Consider the following 15,940-nt stretch of genomic DNA (forward strand, 5'->3'; position numbering starts at 1 on the left):
CGGGAAAAATGCCCGGGCGAAACCCTGCCGCCCGGGCCAGTCGGACCGATCAGAAGTCGGTCTTCTCTTCGTTGATCGAGGTCATCATCGCGTCGAGCATCTCGGTGCCCTCGGCGCCGAATTTCTCTTCGATGAGCGCACGCACGGCAGGCTGCGAGGCGGCGGCGAATTTCTCGAGCTCGGCCGGATCGACCGCGTTGACTTCCATCTTGGCCGCCAGTGCCGGCAGACCCTTGTCGGAGGCTTCGATGACGCGGCTCATCGAGCGGCCCGCATCGGTGGCGACGTCAGCCGCCCAGGAGATCAGGTATTGATCCTCGGGGCTCAGGCCTTTGTAGAAGTCCTCGTTCATCGTCCAGACATAGGGGGTGATGAGGTGGTTGGTCAGCGAGAGGTATTTCTGCACCTCGTCGAATTTCGCAAACGCGATGATCGGAACCGGGTTCATCTCGCCATCGACAACGCCGGTCTGAAGCGCGGTGTAAAGCTCTGCCCAGGGCATCGGCGTCGCGTTCGCGCCCAGAGAGTTCACCAGCGCCTCCTGCGTCGGGACGGTCATCGTGCGGATGCGCAGGCCCGCCATGTCCTCGACCGTCTTGATCGGCTTCTTCGAGTTGGTGAATTCGAAGAACCCGCCCGAGTCGAGCAGCCCCAGAACCTTCAGCCCGGTCTTGGCTTCGAGATCGGCGGTGAACTTCTTGCCGAACGAGCTGTCCTTGGTGATCACCTTGGAGGCCACGCCGATATTGGGGAAGGCGAAGGGAATGTCGAACACGCCCACGAGCGGGTAGTGCTGCGCGATGCCGCCCGAGGACGAGATCACGCTTTCCACCAGCCCGTTGCGGACCTGGTCGATCACCTCGTTATCCTTGCCAAGCTGGCCGTTCGGGAACAGCTGCACCTCGATCCGGCCGCCCGAATTGCTCTCGACGATCGATTTGAACACCGCCGCCATCGCGCCCGAATGGCTGCCGAACGGGTCTTCGGGGTTCAGGTGCGCCAGCCGGATCGTGATATCGGCGGCCTGCGCTTGAAACGCCATGCAGGCGGCGGCGAGCGTCGTCGCTGCGAATTTCATGAAACTCATGGAGGGGATCCTTTCCTGTTGGGTTGGATGCCGCACGGGTTCATAGCCCGAGCAGTCTGGGAACGAAGAGGGTGAGACTCGGCCAGAAGGCGATCATGATGAGGATCGCGACCTCGGCGAGGATGAAGGGCCAGAGCTCTTTGGTGATACCCTCGACCTTCTCGCCGGTGACCGAGGCCAGCACGAAGAGGCAGGCGCCGACGGGTGGGGTCATCAGCGAGATATTGAGCGCGAGAATGATCATGATGCCCGCATGCACCGGGTCCATCCCGATCTGCAGCGTCAGTGGCGCGAGCACGGGGGCAAGGATGATCAGCGTCGCGTTGATATCCATCACCAGCCCGATCGCAAGCAGCAGCAACAGGATCATGCCGATGATCACCTGCGGGTTCGACGAGAACGACAGCATGCCGCTCGCGATCTCTTGCGGGATGCGGTTGAAGGTCATCCACCAGCCGAGGATCGAGGCCGAGGCGATGATCAGGAAGATCACGCCGGTGATGCGGGTGGTGCGCAGGGCGATCTCGTAGAGGTCGCGCCAGCTCAGTGCGCGGTAGATCACGCCGCCCACGAAGAGCGCATAGGCCACGGCGATGGCGGCGGCCTCGGTGGGCGTGGCCCATCCGCCCAGGATCGAGCCGAGGATGAAGACCGGCAGCAGCACCGCGAGGAAGCCCTCGCGCAGCGCGGTGAAGACGATGCGGATGCTCGGGCGGCCCTGACCTTTGGGCAGGTTCTTGCGCTTCGCATGGGCCGCGATCACGCCCATGCAGATCGCGCAGATCAGCAGGCCCGGCAGGATACCCGCCGCGAACAGACCCGCGATCGACACGCCCATGATCGAGCCGTAGATGATCGCCAGCGTCGAGGGCGGGATGGTCGGCCCGATGATCGAGCCCGCCGCCGTCACCGCGCAGGCATAGCCGCGCGAATAGCCCGCGCGCTGCATCGCGGGCACCAGCGTATTGCCGAAGGCTGCCGCATCGGCCGTGGCCGCCCCGGTCAGCCCCGCGAACATCACGCTCGCCACCATGTTCGAATGCGCCATGCCGCCGCGCATCCAGCCCACCAGCGCATCGGCCAGCTTCACCAGCCCCTCGGTAATCCCCGAGCGGTTCATGATCTCGCCCGCGAGGATGAAGAAGGGCATCGCGAGGAAGGGAAACAGATCAAGGCCCGCGAAGACGCGATCCGGCGCCATCGCGAGAAAGCGCGGTCCCATGTCGAGGATCCCGATCATCCCCGCGATCCCGATGGAGAACCCAACCGGCATCCCAAGGGCCATCAGTCCGAAAAACGCGATGACGACGAACAGCGTGCCCATCATTCCTCTCCCTGAACGAGGGTGGCGCCGGTGCGCTCGGGCGCGCGGGCGGAGAAGAAGTCGTGAATGCCGACCAGCAGGAGTTGCAGCGCGGCCATGAAGGCCGCGAGCGGCACCCCCGCGAAGGGGTAGGCCTTGGGGATCGCATTGATCATCGTGAAGCGCGAGAAGCCGCGGATCGTGAAGCCGAGCCCGTAGAGAAACAGCAGCGCGAAGAAGATGAACGCCATCGCGTCGAAGCTGACGGCGAGCCAGCGACGCATCTTCGCGGGCAGGCGGCCGAAGATGAATTCGACCCCGATATGCTCGCGATAGGCGATGCCCGACGACACCGCGAGCAGCGCCATCCAGATCATCAGGTAGCGCGCGAGTTCCTCGGTGAAGGTCAGCGGCAGCGGGATCACGTAGCGCACCAGCACACCCAGCCAGACATCGAGCACCAGCAGCGCGAGCAGCACCACGCAGGCGATCTCGACCACGCGGTTCACCCGCAGGCTCCAGCGCCGCGCCGTATTGGCAATCTCGGACACGTTGCGATTCTCCTTGATCCGTGCTGTCCTCTCGACGCAAAACCATTTTCGTAAAAACTGACAATGCGAAAATAGATTTCCACAGAGGGAGTCCGGAAATGCCCGAAAAATATGCATCCGCCGTGCCCGGATCGGTTTCACAGCGTATCCACCGGGCATTTTCGGAACTCTCCGAGGGCGAGAGACGGATCGCCGATCAGGTTCTGGCCGCCCCGGGCGAGTTGGCCTTTCTCTCGGCGTCTGAGCTTGCGGGGCAGGCGGGGGTCTCGAACGCGACGGTGAGCCGGTTCTTCCAGCGGCTGGGCTATCGCAATTTCGATGCTGCCCGTCAGGAGGCGCGGCGGTTGCGCGAAACCGGTTCGCCGCTCTATCTCTCTGGTGGGGCGGGGCAGGGCACGCCTGCGGGCGATCCGCTTTCGGCCTTTTTGCAGGAAGAGGCGGCACGGCTCGAGGCGACACTGCGCGGCGTGCCGCAGCCGCTTCTGGCCGAGATCGCGCAGGCCATCGCCGGGGCGGGGCAGATCCGGACGCTGGGGTTTCGCAATAGCCATTTCCTCGCGCAATATCTGACCGCGCAGCTGGCCCAGATCCGGCCCGGAGTGGCGCCTTTGCTGATGCCGGGGCAGACCCGCGCGGAGGCGATCGCGGGGCTTGGGTCGCGGGATCTGGCGATCGTGATCGGGCTGCGACGGCGTCCGGCGGATTTTCTGCGCACTGTGGAACAGATTGCGGCTCAGGGCGTGCCGGTGCTTCTGGTGAGCGATCCGACCGTGCGCGGGGCTCCGGCGCTGGCGCGCTGGACGCTGAGCTGCCATGTCGACACCGTGCAATTCCTCGACAGCTACGCCGCTCCGATGACGCTGTTGCGGATGATCACTCTGGAAGTCGCGCGTGAGCTGGGCGCGGCAGGGCGGGCGCATCTCGACCGGGTCGAGGCGCTGCGCGGGGATCTGAACGAGCTGGAATAGGGCGCGGTCAGATCTGGCTTGCCGCCTGTCCCTTGGGGCGCGGCGGACATTCGAGATCGCGAAACGAAATCACCCCCGCACGCAGGCGGGGGTGACAGTCTTTTTCCGAACCGTTCGGATCAGGCCAGGTCGAAGCGATCGGCGTTCATCACCTTGGTCCAGGCGGCCACGAAATCCTTCACGAATTTCTCGCCATTGTCGTCCTGGGCGTAGACCTCGGCATAGGAGCGCAGGATCGAGTTCGAGCCGAAGACCAGATCGACGCGGCTGGCGGTCCATTTCACCGCGCCGGTCTTGCGGTCGCGGATCTCGTAGGCGCCATTTCCCACCGGGTGCCAGCTATAGGCCATGTCGGTCAGGTTGACGAAGAAGTCGTTCGTCAGCTGGCCTTCGCGGTCGGTGAAGACGCCGTGCTTGGTGCCGCCGTGGTTCGTGCCCATTGCCCGCATGCCGCCGATCAGGACGGTCATTTCCGGCGCGGTCAGCCCCATCAGCTGGGCGCGGTCGAGCAGCATCTCCTCGGGCGAGACGATGTAGTCCTTCTTGAGCCAGTTGCGGAAGCCATCGGCGAGCGGTTCGAGCACGTCGAAGCTGTCGGCATCGGTCATCTCGTCGGTCGCGTCGCCGCGACCCGGTGCGAAGGGCACCGCGACATCGTAGCCAGCCGCCTTGATCGCTTTCTCAAGGCCAACGTTGCCCGCCAGAACGATCACGTCGGCCACCGAGGCCCCGGCTTCGGCCGCAATCGGTTCGAGCACCGAGAGCACCTTTTGCAGGCGCGCGGGCTCGTTGCCCGCCCAGTCCTTTTGCGGAGCGAGACGGATATGCGCGCCATTGGCGCCGCCGCGCATGTCCGAGCCGCGATAGGTGCGCGCACTGTCCCAGGCGGTCGAGACCAGCTCGGCCACCGACAGGCCCGAAGCTGCGATCTTCGCCTTCACCGCATCCACGTCCCAACCGGTCGAACCGGCGGGCACCGGATCTTGCCAGATCAGGTCTTCCGCAGGCACCCACGGGCCCTTGTAGCGGACCTTCGGGCCCATGTCGCGATGGGTCAGCTTGAACCAGGCGCGGGCGAAGGTGTCCTTGAAATACTCGGGATTGGCCATGAACTTCTGGCAGATCGCGTTGTAGATCGGATCGACCTTCATCGCCATGTCGGCATCGGTCATCATCGGCATCCGGCGCTGGGTCGGGTCCGAAGTGTCGACCGGCATGTCCTCTTCGGCGATCTCGACAGGCTTCCATTGCTTCGCGCCCGCGGGGCTCTGGGTGATTTCCCACTCATGGCCGAAGAGCATGTCGAAATAGCCCATGTCGAATTCGAGCGGTTTCGTCGTCCACGCGCCTTCCGGACCGCCGGTGATCGCGTTGGTCGCCAGCCCTTTCATGTTCGGGTTGAACCAGCCAAGGCCCTGCTGATCGACATCGGCCGCTTCGGGTTCGAGGCCGAGCGCCGAGGCGTCGCCATTGCCGTGGCATTTGCCGACGGTGTGGCCGCCTGCGGTCAGCGCGACGGTTTCCTCGTCGTTCATCGCCATGCGCGCGAAGGTCTCGCGCACCTGCGCTGCCGTCTTCATCGGGTCGGGCTGGCCGTTCACGCCTTCGGGGTTCACGTAGATCAGGCCCATCTGCACCGCGGCGAGCGGGTTTTCCATCGTGTCGGGCTTGTCGACATCCGCATAGCGCGCGTCCGAGGGGGCGAGCCATTCCTTCTCGGCGCCCCAATAGGTGTCCGTCTCGGGGTGCCAGATGTCTTCGCGACCAAAGCCGAAGCCGAAGGTCTTCAGACCCATGCTCTCATAGGCGACATTGCCGGCGAGGATGATCAGGTCGGCCCAGCTGAGGCGGTTGCCGTATTTCTTCTTGATCGGCCAGAGCAGGCGACGGGCCTTGTCGAGCGACGCGTTGTCGGGCCAGGAGTTCAGCGGTGCGAAACGCTGGTTGCCGGTGCCGCCACCGCCACGCCCGTCGGCCAGACGATAGGAGCCTGCCGCGTGCCAGGCCAAACGGATCATCAGACCGCCATAATGGCCCCAGTCGGCCGGCCACCAGTCCTGGCTGTCGGTCAGCAGCGCATGCAGATCGGCCTTCACGCCTTCGAAATCGAGTTTTTCGACTTCCTTGGCATAGTCGAAAGCCTGGCCGAGCGGATCGGTCTTGGTATCATGTTGGTGCAGAATGTCGAGATTGAGGGCGTTGGGCCACCAATCCATCACATTCGAGCCCATGGCAGTATTGCTGCCATGCATCACCGGGCACTTGCCCGAAGTGTTCACATCATTTCCGTCCATCTGGATCTCTCCCTAGCAAAAGCTGTCGCTTGGTCGTCCTGGGCGCGATCTGGCCCGGGGTGCCATCATCTTGAAGTGCGGTCGTCATCCGCAGCTGTGCGACGGTTGTATCAGGCTGCGTCATAAACAAAAATTCTAAATTCTAATCGTCTGTATAGTAAAACCTTATCGAGATTGCGCGATCAATGAAGTCAGACGGTTAGCCTTTTCGGCGAAATCATAGTGAGCTTCGTTGGTTTCAGTACCTGAACAACTTTCCATTCGCGTGACAATCCTCAGGCAAAATGCGCATTCGGGGCACCGGGTCATGTCGCGCTGTCTTGCGTTTCGGGGCGAATTCGCAGCGCGCGCAAGGCGTTGAGGATCACCGCCACGTCGATTGCTTCCTGAAGCAAAGCGCCTTCGACCGGCGTCAGATAGCCCAAAGCAGCCGCGATCATGCCCAGCACCGAAAGTCCGATCCCTGCGATGACGCTCTGGGTTGCGATCCGGCGTGCGCGGCGGGCGATCTCGATGCCCGGTGCGAGCCGGTCGACCCGGTCGACCAGCAGCACGACATCGGCGGCTTCGGCCGAGGCTGCGGCCCCGCGCGCGCCCATCGCGACGCCCACATCCGCCGCCGCCAGCGCAGGCGCATCATTCACCCCGTCGCCGACCATCATCACCGGCCCGTTCTTGCGCTCGGTCAGCACCGTCAGCACCTTTTGGTCGGGCGTGAGGCCTGCACGCAGTGCATCGAGCCCCAGCCCCGCGGTCACCACGCGCGCCACCTCGGCGCGGTCCCCGGTTGCAAGCAGGATCCGCTCGATCCCCTCCCGACGCAGTCGTGCGATCATCTCCGGGGCGCCCTCGCGCAGCGGATCGGCCATGACGAGATGGCCCGCCATATGCCCATCGACTGCCACCGCGACGAGGACCGAGCCGGTGGGGAACGCGCCATGCTCGCCCGCCGGTCGCCCGACGCGTTTGGCGACGAAGGCGTCTCCGCCGACGAGAACACGATGCCCTTCGATCTCTCCGATCACGCCCTCGCCGGGGATTTCCGCGACCTCGCTGGGCAACGGAAGGCTGAGGCCCTGCTCCTGTGCCGCCGCGACGATCGCCTGGGCGACGGGATGTTTCGAAGCCTGATCGAGTGCCGCTGCGAAGCGCAGGATCTCGGCGGTCTCCATGTCGTCGTGGCTGTCGATCGAAACGATCTGTGGACGGCCATCGGTCAGGGTGCCCGTCTTGTCGAGGATCAGCGTGCGGATGCGCGCCATCGCTTCGAGCGGTCTCGCCCCCTTGATCAGCACGCCGAATTGCGCCGCCCGCGACAGCCCCGCCACGAGGGCGACCGGCACGGCGAGGATCAACGGGCAGGGGGTCGCCACGACCAGCACCGCCACCGCGCGGATCGGATCGCCGGTGAACCACCAGGCCGCCAGCGCGATCGCGACGGTCACGGCGAGAAATCCCAGCGACCACTGATCGGCGAGCCGCGACATCGGCGCCTTGGAACGCTGCGCCTCTTCGACGAGACGCACGATCCCGGCATAGGTGCTGTCGCTGGCCATGCGCGTCGCGATCAGATCGAAGGCCTCGCCCGCATTGGTGGACCCGCTCAACGCCTCGTCGCCTCGGGCGCTGCGTACTGGCATCGGCTCGCCCGTCAGCGCGGAGGTGTCGAGAAAGGCGGTCTGCGATGCGATCGTGCCGTCGGCGGGCACCACGTCGCCCTGCCGGATCAGCAGCCGGTCGCCGGGGGCGATCTCGTCGAGCGGGATCTCTTCGAGCCCGCCATCGCGATGGCGAGTCGCCGTGCGCGGCACGCGCGAGAGAAGATCACGCATCTCGCGCCGCGCGCGCCCCTCGGCAAAGCTTTCCAGAAAGGTGCCGCCCGAATACATCACCGCGACCACCGCCGCCGCGAGTGTCTCGTCGAAGGCCAGGGCGGCACTCATCGACAGGGCGGCGACGATATCGAGCCCGACCTCGCCCTGCGCGATGCTCGAGACGATCTCGACCACCAGCGCGATCAGCGCGGGCAACACCCCCGCGATCCAGACGAGCCGTGCGATCTCGGGCTGGCCCGCGAAATGCAGGCCCAGACCGACCAGCAGCCCCGCGAGCGCGATCCCGAGAAATGCGACCTTCAACCGGTCAGTCGTCGTATGCTCCACCTCTGCGCCGCCCTTTCGCTTGCGTCCGGCGCGGGATGCGGGCGATGTGCCCGAGCCTGGCCAAGGGCAACCTGCGTCGAGAGCAGGCGCCGGTCAAGCTTTGCCGCAGGCGGATCTTTTTGCTGTGAGGCGCGGGGTCAGGCGTGGGGTCGCGCGGAGCGCTGATCCGCGCGCGGAAATTTCGGACCTTCAGCCCTTGCGCGCGGAAACGTCGCGGGGGGCTCGTCTTGCCCGCGCTATGCGCTGCAAATGCGATCCGAAAACGGAGGGCGATGAGGTTCAGTCTGCGCTCGCGTGCGCGGAGAATCCATATTTCCCGACCTGAGTCCGGTAATAATTCATCGTTTAGATTAGGTTGCGTTTCGTTTTTAAAGTGTCGTCTTTGGGTGATGCCCCGAAACGTCGAGCCATTGCGCAAACAGAAACGCGTGATCCCCAGACCGTGCCCCGACCGTGAACGGAGCGCTTTGGGCCCTTGTGAAGCGCGAGGGCTGAGCGAATAGTAGGCGCATGATCTGGAACGCCGTCAATGCGCTCGGCGGGGTCGGGTTGTTCCTCTTCGGGATGATCTGGCTGACCGAAGGGCTTCAGGGGCTCGCGGGGCAATCGCTGCGCCGCGTTCTCGCCCGTTTCACCAATACGCCGCTGAGCGGCGCGGTGACGGGGGCGGCGACAACCGCGCTGATCCAGTCGTCGAGCGCGACAACGGTGACGGCGGTCGGCTTCGTCAGCGCCGGACTCCTGAGCTTTCCGCAGGCGCTGGGGATCATCTTCGGCGCCAATATCGGGACGACGATGACGGGGTGGCTCGCGGCGATCCTCGGGTTCAAGCTCGATCTGGGCCAGATCACCATGCCGCTCATCTTCCTTGGCGCGTTCGCGCGGCTCTTCGGAGGTGCGAGGCTGCCGCTGATCGGCACGGCCCTTGCCGGGTTCGCGCTGATATTTCTTGGCATCGACGTGCTGAAATCGAGCCTTTCGGGGCTCGAGGGTGTGCTGACGCCGGCCGATTTCCCGAACGACGATCTTTTCGGCCGTTTGCAGCTGATCGGCATCGGTATCGTGATCACGCTCGTGACCCAATCCTCGAGCGCCGGGGTGACGACGGCGCTTGCGCTGCTGGGCGCAGGGGTGATCAACCTGCCGCAGGCGATGGCGCTGGTGATTGGGATGGATGTCGGTACGACGGGGACGGCGGCGCTCGCGACGCTCGGCGGCTCGACCCCGGCGCGGCGCACGGGGCTGTCACATGTGATCTACAACTGCCTGACCGGGGTGATGGCGTTTCTGCTGCTCGGGCCTGTCAGCGTGGCGCTCGGGCCCCAGGGGATCGGGCTCGACGGCCAGATCGCCCTCGTGGCTTTTCACTCCGGGTTCAATATCCTCGGCGTGGTGCTGATCCTGCCTTTCGCGCGTCCTTTCGCGCGGCTCGTGACCTTGATCGTGCGCGACAGGGGGCTTTCGCTCACCCGCAGCCTTGGCAAGGAAATGCTGAGCGACCCCAGGGCTGCAATGGATGCGGCGGTGTCGACGCATGAAGCGATCGCGAAGGCGCAATTTGCCTACCTCGCGCACCGGCTGCGTCACCGAGAGGATACGCGCGACGAGAAGGCGGAGCTGCGCGATATCCGCGCCGCGATTGCCGAGCTGCGCAGTTTCGTCGAGGCAGTCCCGACGCTGCAAAAGACCGATCCGGATGCGGCGCGGCTCTCCTCGATCTTGCATGCGCTCGATCACTTGCGGCGGCTGAATTTCCGTTGCGCTCAGGAGCCACGACTTGCGACCCTTCGCCGGGATGCGCGGTTGCGGCGGCTGGCCGGGCTGCTGGCGGGATGCGCGGGACTGGCCGCGCAGGACGTGGATCGCGCGGCGCTCGAGCATCGGCTGGACCGGCTCAGCCGGCTTTTGCGCAAGCAACGCGAGATCTATCGCGCCCGGATCGTGACGGGTGGATCGGGGCGGCTGAACGCCGAGGAGATGGGCGAGCGCCTCGATGCGATGCGCTGGCTCGACCGGGTGGGATATCACCTCTGGCGGATCGAATATCACCTGACCAAGATCAGCGATAGCCAGCTGCCCGTGTCGCCCGAACGCGAGGCCGCGGTCGAGGTGTTGAAGGATTGAGACTCCCTCAATCCCCGTCGAAATAGGCCTGCGTGCCGCGCGCCTCGACCGATTCCGCAATCCGCCGCAGCCCGTGGATATAGGCCGCTTCGCGCATCGAGAGCTTCATCTCGTTATGCAGCGCCCAGATCGCCTGGGTCTCGCGCTCCATCGTTTTCTTCAGGTGATCGGCGACTTCCGAGGCATCCCAGTAATAGCCGGACCGGTTCTGCACCCATTCGAGATGCGAGACCGTCACGCCCCCCGCATTGGCGAGGATGTCGGGGATGATGATGCGCCCGTCTTCGGTGAGTTTGCGGTCGGCTGCGGGGGCGATCGGTCCGTTGGCAAGCTCGAGGATCACCCGCGCTTTGACCCGGTCGCAATTTTCCAGCGTGATCTGACGCTCCAGCGCGGCCGGCACCAGCACGTCGCAGTCGAGTTCCAGCAGATCGGCATTGGTGATGTTGCGGGTCTTGCCGTGCCCCTTGGCCCCCTGAACCGAACCCGTCTCGTGCTTGTGCTGCATCACCGCGAGCGGGTCGAAACCTTTCTCGTCATAGATCCCGCCCGAAGAGTCGCTGATGCCGACGATGGTGTAGCCATCCGCATGCAGCAGCTTCGCGCAGTGATATCCGACATTGCCGAAGCCCTGGATCGCGACGGTGGATTTGTCCGGGTCAATCTCGAGCGAGTTCTCGAGATGGCGCAGTGCATGATAGCCGCCGCGCGCGGTTGCATCGACCCGGCCCACCGTGCCGCCGAAGGCCAACGGCTTTCCGGTCAGCGCACTGGGCGAGGCTTGCCCGGTGATCGAGCTGTATTCATCGGCCATCCAGGCGATGACGATCCCGTTGGTGTACATGTCCGGCGCGAGGATATCGCGATCGGGACCGACGAAGGGGGCGAAGGCCTCGATATAGGCGCGGCTGAGGCGCTCGAGCTCGGTCTGTGAAAGCTCCTTGGTGTTGACACAGACCCCGCCCTTGCCGCCGCCGAAGGGCAGGTTCGCGACCGCGCATTTGAACGTCATCCAGAAGGCGAGCGTCTCGATCTCGTCGAGCGAGACGTTGGGGTGAAAGCGGATGCCGCCCTTGGTCGGCCCGCGCCGGTCGTTATAGCGGCAGCGCCAGGCCTTGAAGGCGCGTCGGCTGCCATCGTCCATGCGGATCAGCAAGGTCGCGGACAGGGTCTCGCGCGGCCATTTCAGTTCCTCGAACACATCGGGGTGGATGTTGAGCTGGTCGCAGGCCGTGCGCAGGCTCTCGCGGGCCTTGGCGAGCATCGGCCGCTCCGGCGTGGTCGTTTCTGCGGGAGGGCTGTCCTTTGCGCGCATCGGGTCGGGCTCCGTCTCAGGTCGGTTCATGGCCCGAACTCTAGAGGAGGGGCAGGGCGGGGGTCCATCCCGATCTGGCATGCATGCGGCATTAGGCGGCAGCGAGCCCGAGCGGCGTCGCACTCCGCTTTGCTCACGATCGCTCAAGAAAAGTTTACCTGACGTGATGGATCTGTGCGGATCAACGGGTTGAAAGCCGGACGCCGGCTCTAGCTGATGGGGCGACCGAACGGGGGAGGAGCAAGACAGCCCGGTTCGGCAGGAGGACAGAGAAATACACCAGAAAACAGCCCCGGGCGCTCGGCCTAGGGGCGAGGCCTCTTGCACCCATCCGCACGGATCACCGGAGCGGAAGGCTGGAGGCGTGTTTCGGAAAAACCAGGGAGGATGGTTCATGAAGAAAGCAATCACCGCAAGCGTCAGCGCGCTCGCGATCAGCCTCGGCGCAGGGGCGGCGATGGCGCAGGACGCGATCTCGGACGGTGTCGTCAAGATCGGCGTGCTGGGCGACATGTCGGGTGTCTACTCGACCGGTTTCTCGGGCAAGGGCGCGGTCGATGCCGTCAAGATGGCGGTGCGCGATTTCGGCGGCACGGTGCTGGGCAAGCCGATCGAGGTGATCTCGGCCGACCACCAGAACAAGGCCGATGTGGGCTCCGCGACCGCGCGCCAGTGGATCGACCAGGATCACGTGGACATGATCGCCGACCTCACCAACTCGGCCGTGGCGCTTGCTGTGCAGCAGCTCGCTTCGGAGAAGCACACGCTGACCTTCGCCACGGGGGCGGCCACGTCGGCGCTGACCGGCAAGGAGTGCACCAATTACGGCATCCATTACGGCTATGACACCCATGCGCTGCCTGTGGGCACCGCGACGGCGGTCGTGAAGAACGGCGGCGACAGCTGGTATTTCATCACCGCCGACTACGCCTTCGGCCACGCGCTTCAGGACAACACCGCAAGCGTCGTCGAGACGCTCGGCGGCTCGGTCGTGGGCAGCTCCGACGTGCCGCTGGCGACGACCGATTTCTCATCCTACCTGCTTCAGGCGCAAAGCTCGGGCGCGAAGGTGATCGGTCTGGCCAATGCCGGCCAGGACACCGTCAACGCGATCAAGCAGGCCCATGAATTCGGCATCGTCGAAGGCGGTCAGCAACTCGCGGGCATGCTGGTGCTGATCTCGGACGTGAAGTCGCTTGGCACCGATGTCGCCAAGGGTCTGCAATTCACCTCGGGCTGGTATTGGAACCAGGACGACGCCTCGCGCAAGTGGAAGGAAGAATACGAGAAGTTCTCGGGTGGCGAAGCCCCGACCTTCCCGCACGCGGCCGACTACTCGCTGACCATGGCCTATCTGAAGGCGATCGAGGCGGCGGGCACGGATGATCCCGACAAGGTCCGCGCCGAGCTTGGCAAGATGAAGATCGACGACTTCTTCGCGAAGGGCGGCACGATCCGTCCCGATGGTCTGCTCGAGCACGACATGTATCTCCTGAAGGTCAAGGATGGCGGCACCGATCCGTGGGACGTGGCCGACGTGGTCCGCACGATCCCGGGCAACGAGGCCTATGCCTCGCTCGCCGACGGCGGCTGCCCGCTCGTCAACAACTGATCTGAACCAGAAACAGGGCGGGGGGCGCGGCTGCGTGCTCCCCGCCTCTTGACGTATCAGTTCGAAGGGCCCTGCATGAGCGATACCATCCTCGAGGCGCGCAACCTGACCAAGAGTTTCGGCGGCTTCGTTGCCGTCAACGGCGTGGATCTGTCCATCGCGCGCGGCGCGATCCACGCGATCATCGGCCCGAACGGCGCGGGCAAGACGACGATGTTCAACCTGCTGACCAAGTTCATCACGCCCACCTCGGGCGAGATCCTGTTCAACGGGAACGACATCACCCGCCGCAAACCCGCCGAGATCGCGAATATGGGCATCGTGCGCTCGTTCCAGATCTCGGCCGTCTTTCCGCACCTGACCGCCTTGGAAAACGTCCGCCTCTCGCTGCAGAAGAGCCTCGGGGTGAGCTACCAGTTCTGGCGCTCGACCAAGGTGCTGCATGATCTCGACGCGCAGGCGATCGCGCGGCTCGATCAGGTGGGGCTCGCCGATTATGCGCATCTCAAGGCGGTGGAGCTGCCTTACGGGCGCAAGCGCGCGCTGGAGATCGCGACGACGCTGGGGCTCGAGCCCGAGCTGATGCTGCTCGATGAGCCGACGCAGGGCATGGGCACCGAGGATGTCGGCGCCGTGACCGAGTTGATCGGGCGCGTCCGCGAAGGCCGCACCATCGTCATGGTCGAACACAACCTTGGCGTCGTGGCCGAGCTGGCCGACACCATCACCGTGCTCGCGCGCGGCGAGGTTCTGGCCGAGGGCACCTATGATCAGGTCTCGAAGAACCCGGCGGTGATGGAGGCCTATATGGGCGTCTCCGCCGAAGAGCAGGAGGCCGGCGCATGAGCACGCAGACCCTGACCAAACCGATGCTCAAGATCGAAGGGCTCCATGCCTGGTACGGCGAAAGCCACGTGCTGCACGGGATCAATCTCGAACTGGCGGAAGGCCAGCTGATCACGCTTCTGGGCCGCAACGGCGCAGGGCGCTCGACCACGCTGCGCTCGATCATGGGGATGGTGGATCGCCGAGAGGGCTCGATCCTGATCAATCGCGAAGAGTTCATTACCAAGCCCGCCCACCGGATCTCGCCCGATGCGCGGATCGGCTTTTGCCCCGAGGAACGCGGCATCTTCGCCTCGCTCAGCGTGGAAGAGAACCTGATGCTGCCGCCCACGGTGGGGGAGAACGCTATGTCGGTCGAGGAACTGTTCGAGATGTTCCCGAACCTCGCCAATGTGCGCAAGCGGATGGGCACGCGGCTCTCGGGCGGCGAACAGCAGATGCTGGCGATCGCGCGCATCCTGCGCACCGGCGCGCGGCTTTTGCTGCTGGATGAAATTACCGAAGGGCTGGCCCCGGTCATCGTGAAAACGCTGGGCCGGGTGATCCGAGACCTAAAATCGCGCGGCTACACGATCGTGCTGGTGGAGCAGAACTTCCGCTTTGCAGCCCCCTTGGCCGACCGTCACTACGTCATCGAACATGGCGAGGTGATCGACGTGATCGAGGCGGCCGAGGTCGAGGCCAGCATGGACCGGCTCAACCATTACCTGAGCGTGTAACGAGAATTCGGGCCGGGCAACCGGACCCGACAGGGAGGAAAAACCCGATGGATCCCATGATCCGACTGATCCTCGCCCAGGGTATGCTGGGCCTCAATAACGGCGTGTTCTACGCGATGCTCAGCCTTGGGCTCGCGGTGATCTTCGGCCTGCTGAACGTGGTGAACTTCGCGCATGGCGCGCTTTACATGCTGGGCGCGTTCCTGGCGCTAATCCTCTATTCGAACCTCGGGCCGTGGCTCGGGATCGACGCGCTGCATATCGGCTTCTGGCCCGCGCTGGTGCTCGCGCCGCTGATGGTCGCTGCTTTCGGGATGCTGATCGAGCGCTTCCTGTTGCGCCGTCTCTACAAGCTCGATCCGATCTATTCGTTGCTGCTGACCTTCGGGATCACGCTGGTGCTGCAAGGCGTGTTCATCAACTTCTTCAACGCCTCGGGCACGCCCTATCCGGGGATGCCCGACAGCCTGAAAGGCGTCGTCAATCTCGGCTTCATGATGTTCCCGAAATACCGGCTCTTCGTGATCGTCTTCTCGATCATCGTCTGCTTCGGAACCTGGTTCATCATCGAGCGCACCCATATCGGCGCGCGCCTGCGGGCGGGCACCGAGAACCCCGAGCTGGTGAAGGCCTTCGGGATCAACGTGCCGCTGATGGTGATGCTGACCTTTGGTTTCGGCACAGGGCTTGCGGGGCTCGCAGGCGTTCTGGCCGCGCCGATCTACTCGGTGAGCCCGCTGATGGGCGCGAACCTGATCATCGTGATCTTCGCGGTGGTGGTGATCGGCGGCATGGGCTCGATCCTGGGCGCGGTCGTCACCGGCTTCTCTCTGGGGCTGATCGAGGGGATCACCAAGGTCTTCTACGCGCCCGCCTCGAACACGGTGATCTTCCTCTTGATGGTCATCGTTCTGCTGGTGCGCCCGCAAGGGCTGTTTGGAAAACACGGATAAGGGAGG

The 15,940-nt window shown here is 64.7% G+C and carries 12 protein-coding genes; 6 read left to right on the forward strand and 6 right to left on the reverse strand.

Annotation, left to right across the window (positions count from 1 at the left end):
* Nucleotides 1–49: 49 nt before the first annotated feature.
* Genes BMG00_RS16280 through BMG00_RS16290 form a run of 3 tightly spaced genes read right to left on the reverse strand, consistent with a single transcriptional unit; the run spans nt 50 to nt 2,941 of the window.
* Nucleotides 50–1,087 (reverse strand): TRAP transporter substrate-binding protein, encoded by a 1,038-nt coding sequence (locus BMG00_RS16280; protein ID WP_245795066.1) that lies wholly within the window; start codon nt 1,085–1,087, stop codon nt 50–52.
* Between the two features lie 40 nt (nt 1,088–1,127).
* A complete protein-coding gene (locus tag BMG00_RS16285) occupies nt 1,128–2,411 on the reverse strand; it encodes a TRAP transporter large permease (protein ID WP_093470172.1) in 1,284 nt (427 codons plus the stop codon).
* Nucleotides 2,411–2,941: a TRAP transporter small permease gene (locus tag BMG00_RS16290; protein ID WP_245795067.1), complete on the reverse strand. Its 531-nt coding sequence runs from the start codon at nt 2,939–2,941 to the stop codon at nt 2,411–2,413. The genes BMG00_RS16285 and BMG00_RS16290 overlap by 1 nt, the downstream gene beginning before the upstream one ends.
* Before the next feature lie 98 nt (nt 2,942–3,039).
* Here BMG00_RS16290 and BMG00_RS16295 point away from each other — a divergent pair, with 98 nt between their 5' ends.
* Nucleotides 3,040–3,909, forward strand: a complete 870-nt coding sequence (locus BMG00_RS16295; protein ID WP_078575082.1) for a MurR/RpiR family transcriptional regulator — start codon at nt 3,040–3,042, stop codon at nt 3,907–3,909.
* A gap of 119 nt (nt 3,910–4,028) precedes the next feature.
* Here BMG00_RS16295 and katG read toward each other — a convergent pair whose 3' ends face one another.
* Entirely contained in the window at nt 4,029–6,203 is a 2,175-nt protein-coding gene (gene katG, locus BMG00_RS16300) for a catalase/peroxidase HPI (protein WP_078575083.1), read from the reverse strand.
* Nucleotides 6,204–6,508: 305 nt separating this feature from the next.
* Complete coding sequence (locus tag BMG00_RS16305) at nt 6,509–8,365, reverse strand: heavy metal translocating P-type ATPase (RefSeq protein ID WP_078575085.1); 1,857 nt, start codon at nt 8,363–8,365, stop codon at nt 6,509–6,511.
* Between the two features lie 510 nt (nt 8,366–8,875).
* Here BMG00_RS16305 and BMG00_RS16310 point away from each other — a divergent pair.
* A complete protein-coding gene (locus BMG00_RS16310) occupies nt 8,876–10,489 on the forward strand; it encodes a Na/Pi cotransporter family protein (RefSeq protein WP_078575086.1) in 1,614 nt (537 codons plus the stop codon).
* Nucleotides 10,490–10,496: 7 nt separating this feature from the next.
* Here the strand turns inward: BMG00_RS16310 and BMG00_RS16315 are convergent, their stop codons facing one another.
* Nucleotides 10,497–11,834 (reverse strand): Glu/Leu/Phe/Val family dehydrogenase, encoded by a 1,338-nt coding sequence (locus tag BMG00_RS16315; protein ID WP_211274152.1) that lies wholly within the window; start codon nt 11,832–11,834, stop codon nt 10,497–10,499.
* A 364-nt stretch (nt 11,835–12,198) separates the two neighbouring features.
* On the opposite strand from BMG00_RS16315, the gene BMG00_RS16320 reads away from it, so the two are divergent.
* The 4 genes from BMG00_RS16320 (at nt 12,199) to BMG00_RS16335 (ending at nt 15,934) form a co-directional block, all read left to right on the forward strand.
* Nucleotides 12,199–13,416 carry an ABC transporter substrate-binding protein gene (locus tag BMG00_RS16320; protein WP_078530284.1) on the forward strand — a complete coding sequence of 406 codons (1,218 nt, stop codon included), beginning with the start codon at nt 12,199–12,201 and terminating at the stop codon, nt 13,414–13,416.
* 75 nt (nt 13,417–13,491) lie between these two features.
* Nucleotides 13,492–14,262, forward strand: a complete 771-nt coding sequence (locus BMG00_RS16325) for an ABC transporter ATP-binding protein (RefSeq protein ID WP_078530285.1) — start codon at nt 13,492–13,494, stop codon at nt 14,260–14,262.
* Complete coding sequence (locus tag BMG00_RS16330) at nt 14,259–14,981, forward strand: ABC transporter ATP-binding protein (RefSeq protein ID WP_078575087.1); 723 nt, start codon at nt 14,259–14,261, stop codon at nt 14,979–14,981. The genes BMG00_RS16325 and BMG00_RS16330 overlap by 4 nt, the downstream gene beginning before the upstream one ends.
* Before the next feature lie 47 nt (nt 14,982–15,028).
* Complete coding sequence (locus tag BMG00_RS16335; protein WP_078530287.1) at nt 15,029–15,934, forward strand: branched-chain amino acid ABC transporter permease; 906 nt, start codon at nt 15,029–15,031, stop codon at nt 15,932–15,934.
* Nucleotides 15,935–15,940: the final 6 nt, after the last annotated feature.

The organism is Thioclava marina, assembly GCF_002020135.1.
Taxonomy (GTDB): domain Bacteria; phylum Pseudomonadota; class Alphaproteobacteria; order Rhodobacterales; family Rhodobacteraceae; genus Thioclava; species Thioclava marina.